At 61.8% G+C, this 25,234-nt stretch carries 26 protein-coding genes; 14 read left to right on the top strand and 12 right to left on the bottom strand.

The window, feature by feature from the left end:
* Positions 1–21 precede the first annotated feature (21 nt).
* Positions 22–705, bottom strand: a complete 684-nt coding sequence (locus tag AB8A33_RS27430; RefSeq protein WP_439095646.1) for a TetR/AcrR family transcriptional regulator — start codon at positions 703–705, stop codon at positions 22–24.
* Between the two features lie 234 nt (positions 706–939).
* Between AB8A33_RS27430 and AB8A33_RS27435 the strand changes: the two genes are divergently transcribed.
* The 3 genes from AB8A33_RS27435 to AB8A33_RS27445 all read left to right on the top strand — a co-directional run bounded on the left by AB8A33_RS27435 (position 940) and on the right by AB8A33_RS27445 (position 3,695).
* Positions 940–1,482, top strand: a complete 543-nt coding sequence (locus AB8A33_RS27435) for an OsmC family protein (RefSeq protein ID WP_439095647.1) — start codon at positions 940–942, stop codon at positions 1,480–1,482.
* 69 nt (positions 1,483–1,551) lie between these two features.
* Positions 1,552–2,691 (top strand): acyl-CoA dehydrogenase family protein, encoded by a 1,140-nt coding sequence (locus tag AB8A33_RS27440; protein ID WP_439095648.1) that lies wholly within the window; start codon positions 1,552–1,554, stop codon positions 2,689–2,691.
* A 125-nt stretch (positions 2,692–2,816) separates the two neighbouring features.
* Positions 2,817–3,695: a sulfurtransferase gene (locus tag AB8A33_RS27445; RefSeq protein ID WP_439095649.1), complete on the top strand. Its 879-nt coding sequence runs from the start codon at positions 2,817–2,819 to the stop codon at positions 3,693–3,695.
* Positions 3,696–3,930: 235 nt separating this feature from the next.
* On the opposite strand, the gene sucD is transcribed toward AB8A33_RS27445, so the two are convergent.
* The 6 genes from sucD to AB8A33_RS27475 form a co-directional block, all read right to left on the bottom strand.
* Positions 3,931–4,815, bottom strand: a complete 885-nt coding sequence (gene sucD / locus AB8A33_RS27450; protein WP_439095650.1) for a succinate--CoA ligase subunit alpha — start codon at positions 4,813–4,815, stop codon at positions 3,931–3,933.
* Positions 4,816–4,819: 4 nt separating this feature from the next.
* Positions 4,820–6,016 carry an ADP-forming succinate--CoA ligase subunit beta gene (gene sucC / locus AB8A33_RS27455; RefSeq protein WP_439095651.1) on the bottom strand — a complete coding sequence of 399 codons (1,197 nt, stop codon included), beginning with the start codon at positions 6,014–6,016 and terminating at the stop codon, positions 4,820–4,822.
* A 206-nt stretch (positions 6,017–6,222) separates the two neighbouring features.
* The gene (gene mdh / locus AB8A33_RS27460) at positions 6,223–7,188 is read right to left on the bottom strand and encodes a malate dehydrogenase (protein WP_439095652.1); all 966 of its coding nucleotides are present in this window, start codon (positions 7,186–7,188) and stop codon (positions 6,223–6,225) included.
* A 207-nt stretch (positions 7,189–7,395) separates the two neighbouring features.
* Positions 7,396–8,580, bottom strand: coding sequence for a cell division protein ZapE (zapE, locus tag AB8A33_RS27465; protein WP_439095653.1), 1,185 nt, complete (start codon positions 8,578–8,580; stop codon positions 7,396–7,398).
* Between the two features lie 65 nt (positions 8,581–8,645).
* Complete coding sequence (gene thpR, locus AB8A33_RS27470) at positions 8,646–9,182, bottom strand: RNA 2',3'-cyclic phosphodiesterase (RefSeq protein ID WP_439095654.1); 537 nt, start codon at positions 9,180–9,182, stop codon at positions 8,646–8,648.
* A gap of 231 nt (positions 9,183–9,413) precedes the next feature.
* Positions 9,414–10,058 carry an arylesterase gene (locus AB8A33_RS27475; protein WP_439096081.1) on the bottom strand — a complete coding sequence of 215 codons (645 nt, stop codon included), beginning with the start codon at positions 10,056–10,058 and terminating at the stop codon, positions 9,414–9,416.
* Between the two features lie 55 nt (positions 10,059–10,113).
* Here AB8A33_RS27475 and AB8A33_RS27480 point away from each other — a divergent pair, with 55 nt between their 5' ends.
* From AB8A33_RS27480 to AB8A33_RS27495, 4 genes are all read left to right on the top strand, one after another.
* Positions 10,114–10,854 (top strand): ABC transporter ATP-binding protein, encoded by a 741-nt coding sequence (locus tag AB8A33_RS27480; RefSeq protein WP_089263284.1) that lies wholly within the window; start codon positions 10,114–10,116, stop codon positions 10,852–10,854.
* Between the two features lie 4 nt (positions 10,855–10,858).
* Positions 10,859–13,429, top strand: a complete 2,571-nt coding sequence (locus AB8A33_RS27485; RefSeq protein ID WP_439095655.1) for an ABC transporter permease — start codon at positions 10,859–10,861, stop codon at positions 13,427–13,429.
* 312 nt (positions 13,430–13,741) lie between these two features.
* On the top strand, positions 13,742–14,530 hold the full coding sequence (locus AB8A33_RS27490; RefSeq protein WP_089263288.1) for a Bax inhibitor-1/YccA family protein: 789 nt from the start codon (positions 13,742–13,744) through the stop codon (positions 14,528–14,530).
* Between the two features lie 84 nt (positions 14,531–14,614).
* Complete coding sequence (locus AB8A33_RS27495; protein ID WP_439095656.1) at positions 14,615–15,139, top strand: GNAT family N-acetyltransferase; 525 nt, start codon at positions 14,615–14,617, stop codon at positions 15,137–15,139.
* Between the two features lie 15 nt (positions 15,140–15,154).
* Here the strand turns inward: AB8A33_RS27495 and AB8A33_RS27500 are convergent, their stop codons facing one another.
* The 3 genes from AB8A33_RS27500 to acnA form a co-directional block, all read right to left on the bottom strand.
* Entirely contained in the window at positions 15,155–15,517 is a 363-nt protein-coding gene (locus AB8A33_RS27500; RefSeq protein WP_439095657.1) for a DUF2794 domain-containing protein, read from the bottom strand.
* A 429-nt stretch (positions 15,518–15,946) separates the two neighbouring features.
* Complete coding sequence (locus AB8A33_RS27505; RefSeq protein WP_439095658.1) at positions 15,947–16,699, bottom strand: DUF1223 domain-containing protein; 753 nt, start codon at positions 16,697–16,699, stop codon at positions 15,947–15,949.
* 168 nt (positions 16,700–16,867) lie between these two features.
* Entirely contained in the window at positions 16,868–19,588 is a 2,721-nt protein-coding gene (acnA, locus tag AB8A33_RS27510; RefSeq protein WP_439095659.1) for an aconitate hydratase AcnA, read from the bottom strand.
* Positions 19,589–19,818: 230 nt separating this feature from the next.
* On the opposite strand from acnA, the gene ccmA reads away from it, so the two are divergent.
* The 5 genes from ccmA (at position 19,819) to AB8A33_RS27535 (ending at position 22,707) form a co-directional block, all read left to right on the top strand.
* Positions 19,819–20,421 (top strand): heme ABC exporter ATP-binding protein CcmA, encoded by a 603-nt coding sequence (ccmA, locus tag AB8A33_RS27515; RefSeq protein WP_439095660.1) that lies wholly within the window; start codon positions 19,819–19,821, stop codon positions 20,419–20,421.
* On the top strand, positions 20,418–21,092 hold the full coding sequence (gene ccmB / locus AB8A33_RS27520) for a heme exporter protein CcmB (protein ID WP_439095661.1): 675 nt from the start codon (positions 20,418–20,420) through the stop codon (positions 21,090–21,092). Before ccmA ends, ccmB begins: the two co-directional genes overlap by 4 nt.
* Before the next feature lie 123 nt (positions 21,093–21,215).
* Positions 21,216–21,953, top strand: coding sequence for a heme ABC transporter permease (locus AB8A33_RS27525; RefSeq protein ID WP_439095662.1), 738 nt, complete (start codon positions 21,216–21,218; stop codon positions 21,951–21,953).
* Positions 21,953–22,132, top strand: a complete 180-nt coding sequence (ccmD, locus tag AB8A33_RS27530) for a heme exporter protein CcmD (RefSeq protein WP_068730071.1) — start codon at positions 21,953–21,955, stop codon at positions 22,130–22,132. The genes AB8A33_RS27525 and ccmD overlap by 1 nt, the downstream gene beginning before the upstream one ends.
* Positions 22,129–22,707 (top strand): DsbE family thiol:disulfide interchange protein, encoded by a 579-nt coding sequence (locus tag AB8A33_RS27535; protein WP_439095663.1) that lies wholly within the window; start codon positions 22,129–22,131, stop codon positions 22,705–22,707. The genes ccmD and AB8A33_RS27535 overlap by 4 nt, the downstream gene beginning before the upstream one ends.
* A 3-nt stretch (positions 22,708–22,710) precedes the next feature.
* Here the strand turns inward: AB8A33_RS27535 and AB8A33_RS27540 are convergent, their stop codons facing one another.
* Positions 22,711–23,106: a nuclear transport factor 2 family protein gene (locus tag AB8A33_RS27540; RefSeq protein ID WP_439095664.1), complete on the bottom strand. Its 396-nt coding sequence runs from the start codon at positions 23,104–23,106 to the stop codon at positions 22,711–22,713.
* 132 nt (positions 23,107–23,238) lie between these two features.
* Between AB8A33_RS27540 and AB8A33_RS27545 the strand changes: the two genes are divergently transcribed.
* On the top strand, positions 23,239–23,745 hold the full coding sequence (locus tag AB8A33_RS27545; protein WP_439096082.1) for an Lrp/AsnC family transcriptional regulator: 507 nt from the start codon (positions 23,239–23,241) through the stop codon (positions 23,743–23,745).
* A gap of 101 nt (positions 23,746–23,846) precedes the next feature.
* Positions 23,847–24,218 carry a ComEA family DNA-binding protein gene (locus tag AB8A33_RS27550; protein WP_315839838.1) on the top strand — a complete coding sequence of 124 codons (372 nt, stop codon included), beginning with the start codon at positions 23,847–23,849 and terminating at the stop codon, positions 24,216–24,218.
* Between the two features lie 75 nt (positions 24,219–24,293).
* Here the strand turns inward: AB8A33_RS27550 and AB8A33_RS27555 are convergent, their stop codons facing one another.
* Entirely contained in the window at positions 24,294–25,199 is a 906-nt protein-coding gene (locus tag AB8A33_RS27555) for a LysR substrate-binding domain-containing protein (protein WP_439095665.1), read from the bottom strand.
* Positions 25,200–25,234: the final 35 nt, after the last annotated feature.

Below are 25,234 nucleotides of genomic sequence, written 5' to 3' on the forward strand. Positions count from 1 at the left end.
GCGAGATTTTATCCGCTGATTTCAGTCGACGACACTGAGGTCTTCCTTGGCCAAAGCGGCAGCGCCGCCTTGCAGTCCGGCGCGTCGGGTGCGGCGGATTTTGGGCGGTCCGCAGGCCTCGTCGATCAGGGCATTGGCGGCCATACCGGCAGCGTCTGCGACGGTCGGATCGCGGGTCACCATGGCGGCGACGATGGCTCCATCCATCAGGAGGCCGATCTGGTGGGCCAGAAAATCCGGTTTCTTGGCACCGGCGGCTTCGACCAGCCCTGAGATGTGTTTGAGAATGAACGACTTGTGCCGGATGGTGATGTCGCGTAGCCGGGTTTCGTCCTTCGAGTGCTCACCCACTGCATTGATGAAAACGCAGCCATAATAGGTCTCTTCGGCAAACCAGCTTTTCAGCGCGGGGAAGATCGAATCCAGCTTTTCACGGGGGGTTTTGGCGCGTTCCACGGCTGCAATGAACCAGCCGCGCCATGTCTCGCTTTCTGCCTTGAGCACAGCGTCGACGAGATCGTCCTTTGATTTGAAGTTCTTGTAGAGCGTGGTTTTGGCCGTGCCAGCCTCGCTGACGATGGCGTCGATGCCGGTAGCATTGATGCCATTCTTGCAGAACAGCCTCGTTGCCGCGTCCATCAGCCGCGCGCGCGGCGTCGCCTGCGGAACATTGCTTTCGACAGCCTGCGGCATCGCATCGGTCATGCCCTGTCATATGTCATGGCGTGCGCGAGGCGCAAGCAATCATCGGTTCCTGACCAATATTCGAGCGGGTAAACGCCGATTTGGCGCGCTAAGTGGCAACTTAACCTCTGCCCGATTTTACGCCACCCCGCCAACCTTCTGAAATCGTAATCATTTCTGGCTCCAGCGCCACTGGCATGGTTTCTGCAGTACTACAGAACGTTCTGTATCTTTCCAATTCCAAGGGAGAACCCAATGACTGCTGTCGCCGCCAAAACCGCCCTGACCGGCTGCCTCGCGCCGATCGACAAAGGCGGCCTGGAACAGCTGATCGCCAACGGCAAAGCCAATCCCAATGTCATCAAGACGCTGAAGTGTAAAACGGTTGCCGAGGGCAAGTTCCGTCACGCCAACTACATCCGTAACCTGCCGCCCTACATCGTCGATGAGCCGCCGGCGCTACTCGGCGACGACACAGCGCCGAATCCGTCCGAAGCGTCATTGGCAGCGCTCGGCTCCTGCATCGCCGTCGGCCTGCACGCTAATGCAGTGCATCGCGGTTGGACCGTCAACAAACTCGAACTGCAGCTCGAAGGCGATCTCAACATCACTGCTGTCTGGGGCACCGGCGATATCAGCGAGAAGCCGGTCGGCTTCACCGATGTGCGCATCAAGGTCGACATGGAATGCGAAGGCATTGCGCAGGCCGAGATTGATGCGTTGATCGATCACGTCAAGAAGTGGTCGCCCGTCGCCAATACCTTCACGCGTCCGGTCAATCTCGAAGTCTCTGCCTGAATGTGAGTTCGCGCAGCCGCAGCGATGCGGCCGCAATTTCTCTCTTCCTTGCGCGTGACGGAGATCGACATGACCACGACGGCAGTGCTGCGGAAATCGGACGATGTTGAGGTGACGGGCGACACACCGTCGCTCGTCGAGCGAATAGCCGCCGTCGCACGCACCGATCTCTCGCCGATCGCTTTAGATATCGACGAAGGTACGATCTATCCGGATCAGGCGTTGCGTCATCTCGGCGAGGTCGGTGCCTGGTCAGCTCACGCCGATCTTGGAGAGACCATTGCGGGCATCTCTACCATCGGCGAAACATGCGGCTCCACCGCCTTCATGGCGTGGTGTCAGAACACGCTGGCCTGGTACATCCTCAATTCCGATAACACCGCGCTGAAGGCGAAGTATCTCAGCGCGGCTGCAAGCGGCAAGCTGCTTGGTGGTACGGGCCTGTCCAATCCGATGAAGAGCTTCTTCGGTATCGAGAAGCTCAAGCTCAAAGGTCGTCGCACCAACGGCGGTTACATCGTGCGGGGTGCTCTGCCCTGGGTCTCGAATCTCGGTCCCGACCATATGTTCGGTACCATCTTCGAACTTGATGATGGCTCCGGCGATAAGGTGATGTTCCTCGCCGATTGCGCGGACGAAAATCTCGCGCTGACGCCGTGCAAGCCGTTTCTCGCCATGGACGGCACCGGCACCTACGCCGTGCAGTTTCGCGACGTCTTCATTCCTGACGATCAGGTGCTCGCCGCACCAGCAATGCCGTTCGTGAAGAAAATTCGCGCGGGCTTCATTCTGATGCAGATGGGTATGGGCCTTGGGCTGGTGCGCGATTGCGTTGCGATCATGGACAGCGTCAAGCCGTCGCTCGCCCACGTCAATTGCTTCCTGCCACAGCAGCCAGAGGATTTCGCGGGCCTGCTGGCGAAGATGGAAGCCGAGACGATGATGCTCGCGGCAACGCCGTTCGAGACCAGCAATGCCTATTGGCGAAGTGTTGTCGAACTGCGTCTGCGCGCGGGTGATGCCGCCGTCGCCGCAGCGCATGCAGCGATGCTGCATTGTGGCGCACGCGGCTATCTCAAATCGCACCGCGCCCAGCGCCGGCTGCGTGAAGCCTATTTCGTGGCGATCGTCACCCCCGCCACCAAGCAGCTCAGAAAAATGCTCGCAGACAATGCGCGCGAATATCAGGGAGACCAGGGCGGGGCGTGATCCCGATTGTGCACATGACCTCGATCACGCGAACGGAAAGCGAATTGACTTAAGTCACGGCGAAACGACAGGCGATCCAGCACAAACGACTCAACAATGACGGTTCAACACAGTGGAGGCTTTCAATGGCTGAAGTTCTCATTTCCGCAGACGACCTCGTCACGTTCATGAAGTCAGAACCTTGTGTCATCATCGACACGCGCAATCCCGACGCCTATGCGGGCGGGCATATCCCCGGCGCCGTCAATCTCCATGAGATCTTCACCTTCCTGGCGACCTCGACGCCCGAAGGCATGGACGAGCTGAAGAAGAAGTTCGCCGAAGCCTTCGGCGGTGCGGGCCTGTCCGGCAGCGAGACTGCGGTGATCTACGAGCAGTCGATGAATTCCGGCTTCGGCCAGTCGTGCCGTGGCTACTTCCTGCTGGAGTTTCTCGGCTATCCCAGGATCAAGGTGCTGCATGGCGGCTTTGACGCCTGGACGATGAAGGGCCTGCCGATTACCACCGACGTCCCGACACCGGCTGCGGCATCGTTCGCGATCAAGCCGGAAGCAGGCTCGATCCTGATCGATGCTGCGACCATGCAGGCTGCCCTCGACAATCCGTCGATCGCGATCCTAGACGTCCGCGATGTCGACGAATGGATCGGCGAAAGCTCCTCGCCCTATGGCAAGGATTTCTGCCCGCGCATGGGCCGCATCCCCGGCGCGGTTTGGATCGAGTGGTACCGCATGATGAAGCCGACCTCCGAAGGCCCGCGCTTCAAGTCGAAGAACGAGATTCTCGCCGAATGCGCGACTGTCGGCATTACGCCGGCGACTACGGTCTATCTCTATTGCTTCAAGGGCGCGCGGGCGTCGAACACGTTTCTGGCTTTGAAGAATGCCGGCGTCGCTGATGTCAGGATGTATTTCGGCTCCTGGAACGAATGGAGCCGCGATGTGAAGTATCCAATCGAGGAAGGCTTGCCACTGGTGGGTGAGAAGCAGGCCGTGGCCGCTTAAGTAGCTACCGCGCTCGTCGCCAAACCCTCGTCATTCCGGGGCACGGCCGGCCCTTGCCGGACGCGAATCCGGAATCCCGAGATGGCTTCAAGCTCTGTGACGCCCATGTCGAGATTCCGGGCTCGGCCCCGTCGCCTGCGGCGCCGCTTCCGCCCCGGAATGACAGCGCTCTCCAAAAACAAAAGGCCCGCTCGTTGGAGCGGGCCTTTCATATTTTCAACTCTGTCGAGCCAGCTCAGCCCTTCAGCACATCCACCAGCGTGGTGCCGAGGCGGGCCGGAGACGGCGAGACGCGGATGCCTGCGGCTTCCATCGCTGCGATCTTCGACTGGGCGTCGCCCTTACCGCCCGACACGATGGCGCCGGCATGGCCCATGCGACGGCCGGGAGGTGCGGTGACGCCGCCGATGAAGCCGACCATCGGCTTCTTGCGGCCGCGCTTGGCTTCGTCCTTGATGAACTGTGCCGCGTCCTCTTCCGCCGAACCACCGATTTCGCCGATCATGATGATCGAGGTGGTCTTGGGGTCGGCCAGGAACATCTCGAGCACGTCGATGAACTCGGTGCCCTTGACCGGGTCGCCGCCGATGCCGACCGCTGACGACTGGCCGAGGCCAGCCTGGGTGGTCTGGAACACGGCTTCATAGGTCAGCGTGCCGGAACGCGACAGGATGCCGACGCTGCCGGGCTTGAAGATGTTGGCCGGCATGATGCCGATCTTCGATTCACCCGCAGTCACGACGCCCGGGCAGTTCGGCCCGATCAGGCGCGACTTGGAGCCGGACAGCGAACGCTTGACGCGCACCATGTCGAGCACCGGAATGCCTTCGGTGATGCAGACGATCAGCGGGATTTCCGCATCGATCGCTTCGCAGATCGCGTCGGCGGCGCCCGGCGGCGGCACGTAGATCACCGACGCATCGGCGCCCGTTTTGTCACGGCACTCGGCCACGGTGTCGAACACAGGCAGGTCGAGGTGCCTGGAGCCGCCTTTGCCCGGCGACGTGCCGCCGACCATCTTGGTCCCGTAGATAATCGCCTGTTCGGAGTGGAAGGTGCCGTTCTTGCCGGTGAAGCCCTGGCACATCACCTTGGTATTCTTGTCGATGAGAACTGACATCGGCTTACTTTCCCTTCACGGCGTTGACGATCTTCTGCGCGGCGTCGTCGAGATCGTCGGCGGGCAGCACGTTCAGGCCGGATTCACGAATGATCTTCTTGCCTTCCTCGACATTGGTACCTTCGAGGCGGACAACCAGTGGCACCTTGAGGCCGACGGCCTTCACCGCGGCGACGACGCCGGCAGCGATGATGTCGCACTTCATGATGCCGCCGAAGATGTTGACGAGGATGCCCTTCACGTTCGGATCGGAAGTGATGATCTTGAACGCTGCGGTCACCTTCTCCTCGGTGGCACCGCCACCGACGTCGAGGAAGTTGGCCGGGCTTTCGCCGTACAGCTTGATGATGTCGAGCGTGGCCATTGCGAGGCCGGCGCCGTTGACCATGCAGCCGATAGTGCCGTCGAGCGCGATGTAAGCGAGGTCATATTTCGACGCTTCGATTTCCTTGGCGTCTTCTTCCGTGGTGTCGCGCAGCGCGACGATCTCCGGATGACGATACAGCGCGTTCGAGTCGAACGACATCTTGGCGTCGAGGCACTTCAGCTCGCCCTGCTTGGAGATGATCAGAGGGTTGATCTCCAGCATGTCCATGTCTTTGGCAATGAACGCGGTGTAGAGCTGGGTGATCAGCTTCTCGGCCTGCTTGGCGAGATCGCCCTTGAGGCCCAGCGCCTGAGCGACGGTGCGGCCATGATGGCCCATCACGCCGGTGGCCGGATCGACCGAGAAGGTCACGATCTTGTCCGGGGTGTTGTGCGCGACTTCCTCGATGTTCATGCCACCTTCGGTGGAAACCACGAAAGCCACGCGCGATGTTTCACGGTCGACGAGGAGGGAGAGATAGAACTCCTTCTCGATGTCCGAGCCGTCTTCCAGATAGATACGGTTGACCTGCTTGCCCGCCGGGCCGGTCTGCTCGGTCACGAGGGTCGCGCCGAGCATTTCCTTGACGAACTGCTTGGTCTCGTCGATCGACTTGGCGAGGCGGACGCCGCCCTTGTCGCCGGCCGATGCTTCCTTGAACTTGCCTTTGCCGCGGCCGCCGGCGTGGATCTGGCTCTTCACCACCCACAATGGACCGCCGAGCTGCTTGGCGGCAGCTTCAGCTTCTTCGGCCTTGAGAATTGGCACGCCCTTGGAAACAGGCACGCCGAATTCCTTCAGCACGGCTTTCGCCTGATATTCATGGATATTCATAAGTTGCTCCCGAACCCCGGATGGTGAACTTGGAATTCACGTCATTTTCTTTAAACTGGCATACCGTATACCAAGCATGCTGCAAGTCAAAGCCGACGATAATTCCGCGTGACGGACGAATTGGCTGAGGGGTTCGTTGCAGTGTTTGCCAACGTCGTCAAATGCAAAACCGGCACCCAGAGGGTGCCGGTGAAGTGATCTTGATCTTAGCCGAGCAAGTCGGGCGCGATCTTCTTGCAGGCGTCCATCAGGCCGACCACCGAAGCGACCGACTTGTCGAAGCCTTCCTTATCCTTGCCGGCGAGTTCGATCTCGACGATGCGCTCGACGCCCTTGGAACCGATCACGACGGGAACGCCGACATACATGTCCTTGACGCCGTATTCACCGTTGAGGTGAACGGCGCAGGGCAGAACGCGCTTCTTGTCCTTGAGGTAGCTCTCGGCCATCGCGATGGCCGACGCGGCCGGAGCGTAGAAGGCCGAACCGGTCTTCAGCAGGTTGACGATCTCGGCGCCGCCATTGCGGGTGCGGTCGACGATTTCGTCGATCCGGGCCTGCGAGGTCCAGCCCATCTTCACCAGGTCCGGCAGCGGGATGCCGGCAACGGTCGAATACTTGACCAGCGGAACCATGGTGTCGCCGTGGCCGCCGAGCACGAACGCGGTGACGTCTTCGACCGACACATTGAATTCATCGGCCAGGAAGTAGCGAAAGCGTGCAGAGTCCAGCACGCCGGCCATGCCGACGACCTTGTTCGCCGGAAGACCGCAGGCCTTCTGCAGCGCCCAGACCATCGCATCGAGCGGGTTGGTGATGCAGATGACGAAGGCATTCGGGGCGTACTTCTTGATGCCTGCGCCAACCTGCTCCATCACCTTGAGGTTGATCGAGAGCAAATCGTCGCGGCTCATGCCCGGCTTGCGCGGCACGCCGGCGGTGACGATGATGACGTCCGAACCTTCGATCGCTTCATAGGAGTTGGCGCCGGTCAGCTTGGCGTCGAAGCCGTCAACCGGTGAGGACTGCGCGAGATCGAGCGATTTGCCCTGCGGCACGCCTTCCGCAATGTCGAACATCACGACGTCGCCGAGTTCTTTCAGGCCAACGAGGTGAGCGAGCGTTCCGCCGATCTGACCAGAACCAATCAATGCGATTTTGTTACGCGCCATGGGAAATCTATCCTTTAAGCCCGAAGGGGTGGGGAGGGAGCAGGAAATGCTGACAGGCTGGTTATCCCTTTCGCGGACACCGTTCAAGTCGGGGCCTGCCCAATTGTCGAGCGCCGGCCTGCAATGCAAATTATTATGAGCGAACTGGAAATTGGAATCGCTTGCGAAAGTACCGATTCCCCTTTGATATCGATCTGATCGTGCGCGTCAGGTTTCGACCAGGCCCGTGGTGGCGCCTGACGCCGTGGAATCGCTGCGGCCATGGGGCAGGGCCAGATATGTTTCTGAACCCATCTCGAACAGCCGCGACGCGGTCCGCGCGAATTCCATTGCCTCGAAACCTTCGCTGGCCTGATACAGCGCGTGCGGTTCGCCGGCGGCCGAGGCCATCAGCTTCACGGCATTGTCATAGAGCGTGTCGATGAGAGCGATGAAGCGTTTGGCGGCGTTGCGGTCGCCGTAGTCCATCATCGGAATATGTTCGATGAACAGCGTGTGATAGTCGTGCGCCAGTTTCAGATAGTCTGACGCGCCAAGCGGCTTCTCGCAGAGGTCGCCAAATGAAAACCGGGCCACGCCCTGCGCTTCCAGGGGAACACGCAGCGTGCGGCCCTTGATCGAGATATCACGCGACTTTGCCGGTGCGCCGCCCGTGAGCTTTGCCCAAGCGTTGTCGAGAGCGGCCTTTGCTGCATCGTCGTCCGGCACCAGCCAGCTTTTTACGCCGGCCAGTTTTTCCAATCGATAGTCGGTGCGCGAATCCAGCTTCCGCACTTCCATATGATCTTCGATCTGTTTGATGAACGGCAAAAATAGCGCGCGGTTGAGGCCGCCTTTGTAGAGATTGACGGGTTCGACATTGGACGTCGCGAAGACGACGGTGCCGAGTTCGAACAGCCGTGCGAACAGTCGGCCGAGGATCATCGCATCGGCGATGTCGGTGACGTGAAATTCGTCGAAGCAGAGGAGCCAGGCTTCCTCGAAGATCGAATTCGCCGTCAGCGCGATGACGTCGCCGTCGGGGAGCTCGCCGCTCGCGATTTTCTGGCGAAAATTATAGATGCGCTCATGGGTGTCGGCCATGAACTCATGGAAATGAGCGCGACGCTTGTGCGTGACCGCGCTGGCTTCGAAGAACAGGTCCATCAGCATGGTCTTGCCGCGGCCGACCTCGCCATGGACGTAGAGACCGCGCGGCGGTTGCATATCCTTGTCGCCGAACAGGCGTCCGAAGAAGCCCTGCTTGCGCGGTGGCTTATAGGTCGACAGCGCAGCATCGAGCGCCGCGATGGCCTCGACGGCGCCGGCCTGCGCCGGGTCAGCCTCGATAGTGCCGGAGGCCACGAGGGCTTGATATTGTTCGCGGAAGGATTGCGGAGGGCTGGACGACATGGGGCCCTAACGGCCCCATACGCCCGGAAAATGCAAGATACGAATTGGTCGAAGCGGATATGCGCTCATGCGCAGAGCGCGTAGGAATCCTCGACCAGATAAGGGCCGCCGCCCGTGGATGCCCGCGAGGAGAACAGCACGAAGCGCGAGGCGGTGAAGATCTTTGTCGGGAAGTAGCCCCGCACCGAAAGATAGTCGGCGACGTCACGGTCGCAGGAATCGCGCAGCCGGGCCAGCGTGACATGCGGCGTGAACTTGCGGCCCTCGGGCTCGAGCCCGCAGCGGCGCACCAGCCGTTCCAGTTCGGATTGCAGCTCGATCAATGGACGGCTCGGCTCTACCGCCGCGACGACAGCGCGGGGCTTCTTGCCGCCGAAGCTCGACAGGCCGCGGACCGCGACCTCGAAAGGCCTGCGCTCGACGCGCGACATCAGATCGGCGATCTCGTTGGCGGAGACGCCATCGATGTCGCCGATGAAGCGCAACGTGACATGATAATTTTCGGGGTCGACCCAGCGTGCGCCTGGCAGGCCGCCACGCAAATTGGCCAATGTCTGGCCTATCTCGGCTGGTATTTCCAGTCCGGCGAACAAACGCGGCATAGTCAGCTCCTCTTTGCCGGGGCGCGATTTTCGCCGAAAGGTGGGGCACTAAGTGTCCTGCACCCCTCGGCGAAAATCATGCCCGAACAAACGAGCCGGTGATGTCGAAGAGAGCGACGAATCACCGATGTCTTTTTTTACCCGACTTCTGTGACTCTGCGAAGCAGATGCCGCGCTCGGTGCATGAAGGTTCCGTGAAAAACCGTCATTAAGGTTGAGGCTGCCTGTTTCTCAACTGCGTTGCCCAGCGATCACGCCGACAAATGCCTCGACGCTGGGCAGGATGTTTTTCACGACGATGTCCACGCCCTCCGCTGTCGGATGCATCGCGTCGGCCTGGTTGAGCTTGCTGTCCCCGGCGACGCCTTCGAGAAAGAACGGATAGAGCGGTACGCCGAACTGCCTGGCCAGATCCGGATAGATCAAATTGAACTTTTCCGCATAGTCGGCGCCGTAGTTCGGCGGTGCTACCATGCCGCAGAGAAGCACAGATATGTTGCGCGCTTTCAGCCGCGTTAGAATCTCGGTCAATGCAGCGCGCGGGACTTTCGGATCGGTGCCGCGCAACGCATCGTTGGCGCCGAGTTCGACGATCACGCCCTGCGTTCCCTCCGGGATCGACCAGTCAAGCCGGCCCAGGCCGCCTGAGGTGGTATCCCCGGATACGCCGGCATTGATCATCTCGACCTCTATCCCCTTGTCCTTCAGGACCTTTTGCAGCCGAACCGGAAAGGCGGCCGCGGCCGGCAACCCGTAGCCGGCGCTCAAGGAATCGCCGAGCACCACCAGCTTGATCGGCTTGCCCGTAGCGGCTGTCTGTGCCGTGGCGGAGCGGATCGGAAGTGCGACCATCAGCCCGGCAACGACCAGCCACATAAACATGCGTAGCAGCCCCTCGACCGCCGCAAACGAAGTGCCATATGAAGCTCGCATGGATACTTTCATTGAAGCCTCATCATCGGCCGGCGTTTCGCCGGACACCATTTCAATCTCGAACATCAACCTCTCGCTCGGCACCGGTGCCGCGCGGGTGCATATCCTCAAGGATATCAGCTTACGCGTCGGATCGGGTGAAGCGATCGGGCTGATCGGCCCGTCGGGCTCCGGCAAGTCCACGCTGCTGATGGTGATGGCGGGGCTGGAACGTCCTGACTCAGGTCAGGTGGTGGTCAACGGCACCTCTTTCAATGATCTAGATGAGGACGGGTTGGCGCGGTTTCGTGGCCGTCATGTCGGCATCGTCTTCCAATCCTTTCACCTGATCCCGACCATGACCGCGCTGGAGAATGTCGCGGTACCGCTGGAGCTGGCAGGTCATCCCGATCCGGCCGGCCGTGCGGCGCGCGAGCTGGAAGCGGTCGGTCTCGGCGCCCGTCTGCATCACTATCCGACCCAGCTTTCTGGCGGTGAACAGCAGCGCGTCGCGCTGGCGCGCGCATTGGCACCGGATCCTGCGATCCTGGTCGCCGACGAGCCGACCGGTAATCTCGACGAATCCACCGGCGGCCAGATCGTCGATCTCCTGTTCGCGCAGCACGCCCAGCGCGGCATGACGCTGGTGCTGGTCACCCACGACAACACGTTGGCGCATCGCTGCGACCGTGTGGTGCGGTTGCGTTCCGGCCGGATCGATGGTCCCGCCACCGAGCGCAATTGGGTCGAGACGGCCTGATCAGATGACCACCATCACCGAGACCGTTCCCAATAGCCGCGGCCCCTCGCTGGCGCTGCGTTACGCTTTCCGTGAAATGCGCAGCGGCCTGCGCGGTTTCTACGTTTTCATCGCCTGCATCGCGCTGGGGGTCATGGCCATCGCCGGCGTTGGCTCAGTTGCGGCAAGTCTCGGTGAGGGGGTGGCGCGCGAAGGCCGCACGCTTCTCGGCGGCGATGTCGCATTCTCGCTGATGCAGCGTGAGGCCAAACCGGAAGAACTCGCCTTTCTGCGCTCACGCGGCGCGGTGTCGATTGCCGCAACGCTGCGTGGCATGGCGCGCGCACCGGATGGCAATCTTGCGCTGGTCGAGATCAAGGCGGTCGATGGCAGTTATCCCTTGCTTGGCAAGGCGACCCTGGCGCCGGACATGCCGATGAGTGATCTGTTCGCCGAACGCGATGGCGCCTTCGGTGCTGCGACGGATGCGACCTTGATGGCGCGGCTTGGCCTCAAGGTCGGTGACCGCCTCACGGTCGGTAATGCGACGTTCCAGATTCGCAGCGAAATTTCAGCGGAGCCCGACAAGCTCGCCGGCGGTGTCGGTTTCGCGCCGCGCTTCCTCACCAGTGAGGACGCTCTGCGCGCCACCCAGCTTCTGCAGCCGGGCAGTCTGGTGCGTTGGATTTACCGTGTTCGCCTGCCGGACGCCGTCTCCGGCGACCGTGCAGCCAAGGCGCTGGCCGACGATGCGCGGGTCCAACTGCCGCAGGCAGGCTGGGAAATCCGTTCGCGCGATAATGCGTCGCCGCAACTCGAGCGCACCATTACGCGCTTCACGCAATTTCTCACTCTGGTCGGCCTCGCATCACTGCTAGTCGGCGGCGTCGGTGTCGCCAATGCCGTGAAAAGCCATATCGATCGTCGCCGCGACGTCATCGCAGCGCTGAAAGCACTTGGTGCCACCGGCCGCGACGTGTTCGCGATCTATCTCACCCAGGTGCTGGTGCTGGCGGTGATCGGTTCGCTGGTCGGCCTGGTGGTCGGCGCGTCCCTGCCGTTCGTCATTGTTGGCCTGTTCGGCAAGCTGCTGCCGCTGCCGGTGGTGCCGGCGCTTCATCTTGGCGAGCTGGCGTTGTCGCTGTTGTACGGGCTGCTGACGGCGCTAACCTTCGGCCTGTGGCCCTTGGCACGTGTGCATGACGTACCGGTCGCGGCGCTGTTTCGTGACGCGGCGCTGACGGAATCGCACCGGCCGAAGCTGCGCTATATGCTCTGGATGGCACTCGTGGTCGGGCTGCTGATCGCGGTCGTGGTCGGGCTTGCTTACGACAAGCGTGTCGCTTCCGTCTTCGTGGTGTCATCGATGGTCGTATTCGCCTTGCTGCGCGGCATTGCCGGCGCATTGATGGCTTTTACGCGCAAATTGCCGCGTCCGAGTATGACCATGCTGCGGCTCGCCATCGCTAATATCCACCGGCCGGGCGCGCTGACGCCGTCGGTGGTGATGTCGCTCGGGCTGGGCTTGACGGTGCTGGTGACCGTCACCCAGATCGACGGCAATCTGCGCCGGCAGTTCATGGCGGCATTGCCTGAGAAAGCGCCGTCGTTCTATTTCATAGACATTCCCTCAACCGATGCCGACCGTTTCAGCGCGTTTCTCAAGGAGAGGCAGCCGGAGTCGACCGTCGAGGATGTGCCGATGTTGCGTGGCCGGATCGTCGCTGCGCGCGGCGTCAAGGCGGAAGATCTCAAGCCGTCGTCCGATGCCGAATGGGTGCTGCAGAGCGACCGCGGCCTCAGTTACACCAACGAGGTTCCGCGCGGCTCCAAGCTGGTCGAGGGCGAATGGTGGGCGCCCGACTATAGTGGTCCGCCGCTGGTGTCGTTCGAGAAGAAGCTGGCCGACGGGCTTGGGCTCAAGCTCGGCGACGAGGTCACCGTCAATGTGCTGGGCCGCGATATCACCGCCAGGATCGGCAACATGCGGTCTGTCGACTGGCAGAGCCTCGGCATCAATTTCGTCCTGGTGTTCTCGCCCAATACCTTCCGCGGTGCGCCGCATACCCATATCGCCACGCTGACCGAACCGAAGTCCGATCCATCCAAGGATGCCGGTCTGGTCAAGGCCGTGGCCGACGCGTTCCCGATGATCACCACCGTCCGGGTCCGGGAAGCGCTCGACACCGTCGGAAGTGTGGTCACCAACCTCGTGCTGGCGATCCGCGGTACCAGCGCGGTGACGCTGCTCTCGGCCATCCTCGTGCTCGGCGGTGCGCTGGCTGCCGGTCACCGCCATCGCGTCTATGACGCCGTCATCCTTAAGACCCTCGGCGCCACGCGTGCGCGGCTTCTGGGTGCCTATGCACTCGAATATCTGATGATCGGCCTGGCTACGGCGGTGTTTGGGGTCATCGCCGGCTCGGTGGCGGCGTGGCTGATCGTCACGCGTCTGATGACGCTGAGCTTCGTCTGGCAGGCCGGCAGCGCGGCAGGCGTGGTGCTGGCGGCGCTAATTGTCACAGTGGGCCTGGGCCTGGTGGGTACGTTGGTAGCCTTGAACCAGAAGCCAGCCTCCGTGTTACGGAATTTGTGATCCGTTTTGACACGAAGCAGCCTTTGAGCGGGCTGATTCGTGCAAAATGACGGAGAAATCGCCAAGCTTGTGTCAGGCTGAAAGTTTACCAGGTTGCCTGAATGCAAATCGGAGCGACATTCCGCCACGCGTGGAAGCTTGCAGCGAATGTGTTAGTTTACCACATACCCTATGGGTCAGACATCGAGCGCAGATGACATCGATTTTTTATGAAATCGAATTAAGTGTCAGGAAGTGCAGATATCTGGGATACAATTCGAACCGGCGACGCGAACCCTTTGCGATCAGCCGGACAACATCGAGGTTTCGACCATGTCGGATCTAGACCGTAACTATGCTTCCCCCTTCGGCCGGGCCGGCGCGCGCGATGCCGCTGCCGTAGACGCCGGACTGCGCTCCTACATGTTGCGCATCTACAACTACATGACGATCGGTCTGGCCATAACCGGCCTGGCTGCTCTCGGCGTGTACATGGCGGCTGTCACTACCGACCCGTCGGGCGCTGCTGCCCGGATCGGTAGCTCCTACCTGACGCCGTTCGGCTACGCGATGTTCGTGAGCCCCCTGAAGTGGGTGTTCATCCTCGCGCCGCTGGTGATGGTGTTCGCTATCTCGTTCGGTATCAACCGGCTGAAGCCGGCCACCGCGCAGCTGCTGTTCTGGGCCTTCGCGGCTTTGATGGGCATCTCGCTGTCATCGATCTTCCTGGTGTATACGCACACCTCGATCGTGCGGGTGTTCTTCATCACCGCGGCCTCGTTCGGTGCGCTGAGCCTCTATGGCTACACCACTAAGCGTGACATGACGGGTATGGGTTCGTTCCTACTGATGGGCCTGTTCGGCATCATCATCGCGAGCGTTGTGAACATCTTCGTTGCCTCGTCGATGCTGCAGTTCATCGTGTCGGTCGTCGGCGTGCTGATCTTCGCGGGCCTCACCGCCTACGACACTCAGCGCCTGAAGAACGACTACATCTACGGTTACGCCTCGCAGGGCGGCGACATTGCCGAGCGTGCGGCGATCACCGGTGCCCTGTCGCTCTACCTGAACTTCATCAACCTGTTCACGCTGCTGCTGCAGCTGCTCGGACAGCGCGAATAAGCCTTCAGGACATCGAGAAGATTTTAGCCCCGGCCGAAAGGCCGGGGCTTTTCTTTTGGGTCGGGCAAAAATAATCTCTGCGCCATGTCCGATATTGAAATCAGACCCGGAGTCGCGGCGGATCTGCCCGCGATCACCGCGATCTATGACGAGGCGGTGCAGTTCGGCACGGCTACGTTCGAACTGATCCCGCCAGATTTGGCCGAGATGACGCGGCGTTTCGAGGCGCTGGTGAGCGGGGGCTATCCTTATCTCGTGGCTGTGCTGGAAGGCCGGGTTGTCGGCTATGCCTATGCCAGCGCGCATCGCCCGCGACCGGCCTATCGCTTTACCGTCGAGAATTCGATTTATCTCGATCCGAAAGCCCAGCGGCGGGGCGTTGGCGGCAAACTTCTGGCGCGGCTGATTGCTGAATGCGAGAGCCGCGGCTATCGCCAGATGGTCGCCGTGATCGGTGACAGCGCCAATACCGGCTCCATCGCGGTTCATCGCAATGCCGGTTTCCAGATGATCGGAGTGCATCCCGATGTCGGTTTCAAGTTTGATCGCTGGCTTGATACCGTCTCGATGCAGCTCGCACTTGGCGACGGCGCCCGTACGCTGCCCTGACGCTCAGCGAATCGATTACACTACCGCCAGTTTACGATCGATCACCAGGAGCACGCGGTCGAGTTCCTGGCCGCGGCGCAGAATCATGCCGCTCGCCGAAATCACGCTATACATGCCCTGCTTGCGCGCCAGTCGCGGATCTTTCTCAATGCGATAGAGCGGTACTTCCGACGAGCGACGGAACACCGAGAACACCGCGCGGTCGCGTAGAAAGTCGATGGCGTAGTCGCGCCACTCGCCGTCGGACACCATACGGCCGTACAGGTTGAGGATGCGGCTGAGTTCAAGGCGATTGAAGCTGACGACGGGCGCGGCGGCGGCTTGGCCCGTCGCCGCGCGATTCTCGGTGGGCTCAGTATCTCCCGGAATCACATTCATGCAGCGCCTCCTGTCATATCACCGACATGATCGCGCCGACCGCGGTCCTCTGCAAGGGCCGATCCGCAGGCCCGATGGTAGAAATTTCCCGTCACGGGAACGTCAGGTGAATCTTATTGCCGCCAAATTTTGGCCCATTGGGCGCCCTTCTGGATTGCGACAAGAAGATACTGCGTCGGGTCCGGTTCTTCCGGTCTCGGATTCCTCAGCCCCCAGCCCCCCGCGGTCGTTGGGATCGGACCCTGCGCAGGAAGTTAATCCCCACTGGGCCAACGCAAGTTGGTCCTTTTCTTTTTGGTGGGACTGCTTCTCGTCATTCTCGGCAAACCAATAGGTTCGCCCGCTGCTCTTGCTGCGTTCGTCCTCAGACACTCCGGTTGGAGCGTCGGGGGAATGAAGAGATTATTGATGACGAGCTGAGATTAAAAACTACTGCAGTGACGTATACGCCGCGCCGCGCATCGCGCCGGGCCTGTCGCGCGTGCCGTCCTGGACATAGACGACAGCGGCATCGACGCCATCCCTGGAAATGTTCTCCAGCGGCAGCGTCCAGTTGGCGGCGTTGCCGGTCCAGTCGCCGACCTTCAGCCAGTTCCGAACGACGTTGTAATAGGTCAGTTGCTTGCCGCGATTCTCGCCGCGACCGACCGTGATCGGCACGGACTTCGACACCGAGCAAATCCAGACTTCGCCATGCGCGGTATCGGGTGCATTGCTCGATGCGGCAACGGACACGTTGACGTGTTTGCCGGAAATCGACATCGACACCGGCACCGTCATCACGGTGCCTTTCTTGGTTTCGCTGATCGCGCCCTGGATACGATCGGCATCGCTGCCGATTACCTGAGTGGCGCCATTGACGACGACTTGCGGTGTGTAGACGTCGCGATCGCCGCGCATCTGTGAGTAGGCTTTCTGACGCGCACTGAAACGCGAGTCGGCAAGCGTATCCTTCCAGCCAAGGTAATCCCAGTAGTCGATCGGCATGCTTAATGCGATCACGGACGGGTCTTTGGCGAGGTCGCCGATGATCTTGTCTGCAGGCGGGCAGGACGAGCAACCCTGCGAGGTGAAGAGCTCCACCACGGCCCGGGGCTGGGCCAGCGCGCTGCCACTTGCTGCAATGGCGGCGCACACGCTAAGCGCGCCGGTCCACTGCGATATGCCGCCAAAGGATTTCATGAGGTTTTGCTACGCTCGAGGTGGGACACATAACAGACGGTGTCGCACATTGGTGTCGCTAACACATTCATGCCCTCAAACGCCAGAAGGCGACCTTTTCATAGGCCGCCTTCCGTTCACTAGCCACTCACTTCGCAGTGAGGCACTACGTCACACCACGTATGGGCGTCAGGCCGCAAGCTGACGCAGCACGTAATGCAGGATGCCGCCGTTGCGGTAATATTCGAGCTCGTCCAGGGTATCGATGCGGCAGAGCAGCGTCTCCTTGTGGAGTGAGCCATCGGCCGACACGATTTCCGCCACCATCTGCTGGCGCGGCTTGATGTCGCCGGTCAGGCCGCGGATCGTGACCTTCTCGTCGCCCTTGAGGCCGAGCTTCTTCCACGACGAACCGTTCTCGAAGGTCAGCGGCAGGATGCCCATGCCGACGAGATTGGAGCGGTGAATACGCTCGAAGCTCTCGGTGATCACGGCGCGAACGCCGAGGAGGCGGGTGCCCTTGGCGGCCCAATCGCGCGACGAACCGTTGCCGTATTCGGCGCCTGCGAAGATCACCAGCGGCACCTGCTCAGCCTGATACTTCATCGCGGCGTCGTAGATCGACATCGCTTCGCCGTCGGGCCAGTGCTTGGTCATGCCGCCTTCCGGCACGTTGCCGTCAGCGCCCTGCATCATGAAGTTCTTGATGCGGATATTGGCGAAGGTGCCGCGCATCATGACTTCGTGGTTGCCGCGTCGGGTGCCGTACTGGTTGAAGTCGGCCGGGCGCACCTGGTGCTCCGACAGATACTTGCCAGCGGGCGAGGTCAGCTTGATCGAACCGGCCGGTGAAATGTGGTCGGTGGTGATCTTGTCGCCGAACATGGCCAGAATGCGCGCATCGACCACGTCGATGATCGGCTCGGGCTGCTGCTTCATGCCTTCGAAGTAGGGCGGGTTCTGCACATAGGTCGAGCCCATGTTCCACTTGTAGGTCTCGCTTTCGACCGTCTTGATCTTGCGCCAGTTGGTGTCGCCCTTGAACACGTCGGCATACTTCTTCTTGAAGATCGTCGACGTCACGTACTTCTTGATGAAGGCGTTCACTTCCTTGCTGGTTGGCCAGATGTCCTTCAGGAACACTGGCTTGCCATCCTTGCCTTCGCCGATCGGCTCGACCGCGAGATTCTTGGTGACGGTGCCCGCGAGCGCGTGGACGACGACCAGCGGCGGCGAGGCGAGGTAGTTCGCCTGCACGTCTGGGGAGACGCGGCCTTCGAAGTTGCGGTTACCCGACAGTACCGCGGCGCCGATGATGCCGTTGTCGTTGATCGACTTGGAAATCTCGGGCGGCAGCGGGCCGGAATTGCCGATGCAGGTGGTGCAGCCGAAGCCGACCAGATTGAAGCCGACCTTGTCGAGATCGAGCTGCAGGCCGGAATTGGCGAGATATTCTGCGACGACCTGTGAGCCCGGCGCCAGCGAGGTCTTCACCCACGGTTTTGCTTTCAGGCCCTTGGCGACGGCGTTGCGGGCCAAGAGGCCGGCGGCGATCAGCACCGAGGGGTTCGAGGTATTTGTGCAGGAGGTGATGGCGGCGATCACCACATCGCCATGGCCGAGATCGAAGTTCTTGCCTTCGACCGGGAAGCGCTGGTCGTGATTGTCGGGCTTTTTGTACTCGGTGGTCATCGCGGCAGAGAAGCCTTCCGCGATCGCCGGCAGTGCGACGCGCCCTTCCGGACGCTTCGGACCCGCCATCGATGGCACGACATCGCCGAGATCCAGCTTCAGGGTTTCGGTGAACACCGGATCGGGTGACTTGGCGGTGCGATATAGGCCCTGCGCCTTGGCATAGGCGGCGACGAGTGCCACGCGCGGTGCCTTGCGGCCGGTGGTCTTGAGGAAGTCGATAGTCTCGGAGTCGACCGGGAAAAAGCCGCAAGTGGCGCCGTATTCCGGCGCCATGTTGCCGATGGTGGCCTTGTCGGCGACCGACAGATAATCGAGGCCGGGGCCGTAGAATTCCACGAACTTGCCGACCACACCCTGCTTGCGCAGCATCTGGGTCACGGTGAGCACGAGATCGGTGGCGGTGACGCCTTCCTTGAGTGCGCCCGACAGCTTGAAGCCGACCACGTCGGGCAGCAGCATCGACTGCGGCTGGCCGAGCATCGCGGCTTCCGCCTCGATGCCGCCGACGCCCCAGCCGAGCACGGCGAGGCCGTTGACCATGGTGGTGTGCGAGTCGGTGCCGACCAGCGTGTCCGGATAGGCGACCTCGAAGGTGCCGGTCTTCTTGCCGACCGTCATCTTCTGCTTCTTCGTCCAGACGGTCTGGGCGAGATATTCGAGATTGACCTGGTGGCAGATGCCGGTGCCGGGCGGCACGACGGAGAAATTCGAGAACGCGCTCTGGCCCCACTTCAGGAACTCGTAACGCTCCTTGTTCTGCTTGTACTCTTCGGCGACGTTCTTGCCGAACGCCTTGTTGTCACCGAAGAAATTCACGATCACCGAGTGGTCGATGACCAGATCGACCGGGACCAGCGGGTTGATCTTCTTGGGATCGCCCTTCAGCGCCTGCATCGCATTACGCATGGCGGCAAGATCGACCACCGCGGGGACGCCGGTGAAGTCCTGCATCAGCACGCGCGCAGGGCGGAACGAGATTTCGTGCTCAAGCTTGCGCTTCTTCAGCCATTTCGAGAAAGCAACGATGTCTTCCTTCTTGACGCTGCGGCCGTCCTCGTTGCGCAGCAGGTTTTCCAGCAAGACCTTCATCGAATAGGGCAGCTTCGAAATGCCCGTCAGCCCGTTTTTTTCGGCGAGCGGCAGGCTGTAATAGACATAAGTCTTGGTGCCGACCTTGAGGATCTTCTGGCACTTGAAGCTGTCGAGCGAGGTCATGGTGAGGGGATCCCAATTCCAGTTAACTGACACCCGGTGAGGGCATCCAGGCACGGTCAACACAGAAGGCCGGTTTGCTTGCACCCGCGATTGTGTGCTGCATCATCTTTCCGGTTTATAGAATCTTTCTAGAGACGCTGCCACACCGACAATCGTTTGCAGCCCTGCGAAATAGTGCAACAACGCCGCGACGACTTCTGAACCAATCAGATAGTCATGGAAGGGTTAAGATGCGGCTCTCGGGGCGCAATTTGAGATGCCTGCGGGGGGGCCGCGAAGTCTTCGCCGGGCTCGATTTCGATGCCGCGGCGGGTGAGGCCGTGGCGGTCGTCGGCCCAAACGGGGCAGGCAAAACCTCATTGCTGCGGCTGATCGCCGACCTGCTGGTGCCGGCCGAGGGCAGCATCACCCTCGAGGGTGGTGACGGCGAGATGACGGTCGCCGAACAGGCCCATTACCTGGGCCACCGCGACGCCATGAAGCCGGCTCTGACGGTGACGGAAAACTTGACCTTCTGGGCCGACTTCCTCGGTGACACGCCGGCGGATCCAGCCGCGTGCATTGCAGCAGTGGGGCTCTCCCATGCGGCGCAGTTGCCCGCGGGCTTCCTGTCCGCCGGCCAGCGCCGCCGACTGTCGATCGCGCGGCTCCTGACCGTCCGGCGGCCGATCTGGCTGTTGGACGAACCGACAGCGGCGCTGGATCTGGGCAGCCAGCGGGTGTTTGCGGGGCTGATGACGGAGCACCTCGCCGCCGGCGGCCTGATCGTCGCCGCGACCCACGGTCCGCTCGGCATTCCCGCAAGGGAACTGCGGATCGGGGGCGACGCGTGAGTGCCCTCGGCGCGTTGATTCGACGCGACGTCCGCATCGCTGTCCGGGTCGGCGGCGGGGCGCTGATCGGCGTGCTGTTCTTTCTCACCGTCGTTGTGCTGATGCCTTTCGCGCTGGGGCCCGATCTTGCGCTGCTGGCGCGGCTGGGGCCCGCGATCCTGTGGCTTGGGGCACTGCTGGCGAGCCTGCTGACCCTCGACCGGTTGTTCACCGCCGATCATGACGATGGCTCCCTCGATCTCATCCTGATGAGCCGGACGCCGCTGGAACTGGCCTGCGCCGCCAAGGCGCTTGCGCATTGGCTGGCCGCGGGCGTGCCGCTGATCGTCGCGACGCCAGTGCTGGGGCTGCTGCTCAATCTCGACGGACCGGCGACGCTGGCGGTCGCCCTGACGCTGTTGGCGGGCACGCCGGCGCTGACCTTCACCGGCATGATTGGCGCCGCCCTGGCGGTGACCCTGCAGCGCGGAGGGCTGTTGCTGGCGGTCCTGGTGCTTCCGTTGTCGATCCCGGTACTGATTTTCGGCGTTGCGGCGTCGAATGCCGCCATCCTCGAGCAGGGGGAGCTGACATTCTCGACCCCGTTCTCCATTCTCTGCGCGCTGTCGCTGGCGAGCCTCGTGATCGGGCCGTTCGCGGCGGCGGCGAGCCTGCGGCATGGACTGGATTGAGGCGGTTGGAATAATCACGACAGGCCGAGACGCTAGATTGACCTGGGTCAACTCGTCGCGAGCTGTGTTGAACGAGAATAACTTGCATTGATCGCGGACAGAGCCGCGACTATTGGAAATGCCATGACGCTGACCGAACTCGCCAATCCGACCCGGTTCCTGTCGCTTGCCACACGCATCCTGCCGTGGCTGGCGATAGTGACGGGCGTTCTGCTCGCCATCGGCCTGTATCAGTCGGCCATGGCCCCGGATGACTATCAGCAGGGTGCCACCGTCAAGATCATGTTCATCCATGTGCCGAACGCCTGGCTATCGATGTTCGTCTGGGGCGTCATGAGCGTGGCATCGCTGGGCACGCTGGTGTGGCGGCATCCGCTCGCCGATGTCGCAGCCAAGGCGGCGGCGCCGATCGGCGCGGCCTTCACCTTTCTCGCGCTGGTCACGGGATCGCTCTGGGGCCGGCCGATGTGGGGCACCTATTGGGAATGGGACGCCCGACTGACTTCGGTGCTCATTCTGTTTCTGATGTATCTCGGCCTGATCGCGCTGTGGCGTGCCGTTGAGGACCCATCGCGGGCGGCGCGCGCCGCTGCGGTGCTGACGCTGGTCGGTGCCATCAATATTCCGATCATCAAGTTCTCGGTCGATTGGTGGAATACGCTGCACCAGCCGGCGTCGGTGATGAAGATGGGTGGCTCGTCGCTCGACAAGTCGTTTCTGATTCCGCTGCTGGTGATGGCCGTGGCGTTCTCGCTGCTGTTCATCACGCTGCATCTCGCGGCCATGCGTAACGAGATCCTGCGGCGTCGTTTGCGCGCGCTGCAGATGGTGCAGGCCGCGAAGCCGGTGGCACTCCCGTGATGGCACTTGGTCCCTACGCGTCTTTCATCGTCACATCCTACGCGCTGGTTGCAGCGGTGGTGCTGATCCTCATCGTCTGGATCGCCATCGATCACCGCCGCGTCCGCGCACGGCTGCATGAGTTGGAATCCTCCGGCGTGGCGCGGCGTTCGGGGCGTGGCGCGACGGATCTCACATGACCACACAAGCCACTCCGAAGCGCCGCTGGATGCTGGCACTGCCTCTGCTGATCTTTGCCGCGCTGGCGGCGCTGTTCTGGTTTCGGCTCGGCGCCGACCCTGCGAAACTACCTTCCGCATTGATCGGCCGTGCCGCGCCGCAGACGGCGTTGCCTGCGCTGCAAGGCCTCACCGATAACGGCGCGCCGATCCCGGGGCTCGATCCCGCAGTGTTTATGGGCAAGGTCAGTCTCGTCAATGTCTGGGCGTCGTGGTGCGTGCCGTGCCACGAGGAGGCGCCGCTGCTGACAGAGCTCGGCAAGGACAAACGACTGCAACTGGTCGGCATCAACTACAAGGACGCGCCGGACAACGCGCGCCGCTTTCTCGGCCGTTACGGCAATCCGTTCGGCATCGTTGGCGTCGATGGCAACGGCCGCGCTGCGATCGAATGGGGCGTCTATGGCGTGCCCGAAACCTTCATCGTCGGCCGCGACGGCCGCATCGCCTACAAGATGGTCGGCGGCATCACGCAGGAGAACTACGAGCGCGTGCTGAAGGTCGAGATCGAAAAGGCGCTGCAGGCGGGCTCCTGACGTCTATTGATCCGTCGCCTCGAGTCGCCGGGCAACATGAAACGACTTCGCGGTCACCAGCCAGGCATCGCCGATGCGATGATAGGACAGGTAGTCGCAATACCAGACCGTATCGATCCGGACGACAACCTTGACCAGCGCCTGGGTAGGCGCGGCGAAATCCATGAGCAACACCTCCTGTTCGCGCGGTGCGCCCTTGCTCTTCGGCGATGGTGTGGAGGCCAGCATTGCCTTGTAATCCGCGGCCGGCAGCAGACGCAGGCTGTCGTCGCGCAGTCCGTGCAGTTGTGCACTTCCGGCAAATACGTGATCGAAACACGAGACGTCGTTATCGAACATCAGGTCGAAGTAACGTTCGACGGCATCGAGCAGTGATTGCGTTGTCAGTCGGTCGGGCATCGGGATGCTCTTTCGTTGGGAGAGTGAGTCCGACGATGACACTTGACCGCTGCGCATGTCCTTGCGAACTTGGCTAATATCGAACGCGCTTGCGCAATGAATGATCCTTTACGGACCTCTGATTGGTGGATCATGCCAGAAATCCAGTTGGATGATATTGATCGCCGAATTATCACGGAGCTGCAGGCCGACGGCCGCCTGAGCAACATCGAACTGGCCGATCGGGTCGGCTTGTCGCCGTCGCCCTGCTTGCGACGGGTCAAGAACCTGGAGCGAGCGGGATATATCGATGGTTACCGTGCGGCGTTGAGGCGTGAGCGCGTAGGGTTGGGGTTTACGGCCTTCGTCGGTGTGAAGATCGATGGGCATGCCAACAAGCGTGCGATCGCTTTCGAGAAAGCCGTCGTGGAGATGCCCGAGGTGGTCGCATGCCATCTCGTGTCCGGCGAGTCCGATTACTTTCTCGAAGTGGTCGTGCCTGAACTAGCTGACTATCAACGCTTCCTTGTCGGCAAGCTTCTCAACCTGCCCATCGTGCGCGAGGTGCGGAGCAACATCGCGATTCAAACGCTCAAGGCGGGCGCGCCGCTCCCACTCGAACACTTGAAACCGATCGCTCCCGAAGTGCGCGCTAAATAAATTTCAGCTTTTATCTGCGGTTCATTTTCGCGCCATGGCGTCGCCATGAATCCGCAGCTAGCTTGATGGCGTTACTTAACCGTCCTTGGAGGGACACCACGATGCGCCATTTCAAATTTGCTACTTTGACCGCTGCCGCTCTCACTCTGGGTCTGCTCGCATCCGCGCCGTCGATGGCGCAGTCGCCGCAGCCCGCTGCTCCCGCCGGCAAGATGGCCCCCGCTGCCACATCCAAGATGGCGCCTGCCAGCGAATCGAAGATGGCCCCGGCACCGAAGGCTGAACTGCTTGATCTCAACTCGGCGACCGTCGAGGCGCTCGAGGCTCTGCCCGGTATCGGCAAGGCCTATTCGGCGGCGATCGTCAAAGGCCGTCCGTATAAGGGCAAGGACGAACTCGTGCAGAAGAAGATCGTGCCCGAGAAGACCTATGACGGTATCAAGGACAAGGTGATCGCCAAGCAGAAGAGCTAGGCGCGATCGCTTCACTCATCCGGAAACGCACCGGCGCAGCCGCGCCGGTGCGTTTTCTTTTGCGGCCCATCTCGATCAGCCGATAACGCTGTCCTTCACCACATCGCCCAATGCGGCGAAGTCCGCCTTGCGCGGCGACGTCCGGCGAAAGGCGAGGCCGATGGTGCGGCCGGGCTGCGGATTCTCCAACCGCAGGAATTTGACGCGCTGGTCGCGTTGTTCGACATCGGCGGCGATTTGCGGGATCAACGTCACGCCATAGCCGCTGGCGACCATCTGCATCACCGTGGAGAGGCTGGACGCAGCGAAGGCCATGCCGTTGCCGCCGGACTGATGGCCGCGCGCTGCGGTGGCGCAGAACGCTAGCGCCTGATCGCGCAGGCAGTGGCCGTCTTCCAGCAGGATCAGGCGGCTCTGGTCGATCTCCATCGCCTTGATGCGTTTGTCGGCGGGCCGGGGATCGTCTGCCGGCACGGCGAGCAGGAACAGATCGTCGAACAGCTTGGCCGTGTCGATTTCAGGCTCGCCAAGCGGCAGTGCCAGCATCGCGGCATCGAGTGCGCCCGATTTGATGTCGTCGACGAGTTGCCTGGTTTGCGTCTCGCGGAGCTCCAGCCGCAATTCCGGAAACTGTTTCTGTAGTACCGGCAGGATCCGCGGCAGCAGATACGGCGCCAGCGACGGGATCACGCCGAGCGTCAGCCGCCCGGTCAGGAGTCCGCCGCGATGCCGCGCAAAGTCCACCAGGTCGCGCGAGGCCGCCAGCACGTCCTCGCCGCGCCGCGCGACTTCGCGCCCGACATCGGTCAGCATCACCTCGCCGGGCCGGCGCTCCACCACCTTGACGCCCAGCGTCCGTTCGAGATCGCGTATCTGCATCGACAGCGCAGGCTGGGTGACGTTGCAGGCGTCGGCCGCGCGGCCGAAATGGCCGTGTTTGGCGAGCGCGGCGAGATAGCGGAGCTGGCGGAGCGTGATCATGGATCATCAGATAAACTGATCGGGGGGCGAAGACA

Origin of the sequence: Tardiphaga sp. 813_E8_N1_3 (genome assembly GCF_051811025.1) — a bacterium.
Lineage (GTDB): Bacteria > Pseudomonadota > Alphaproteobacteria > Rhizobiales > Xanthobacteraceae > Tardiphaga.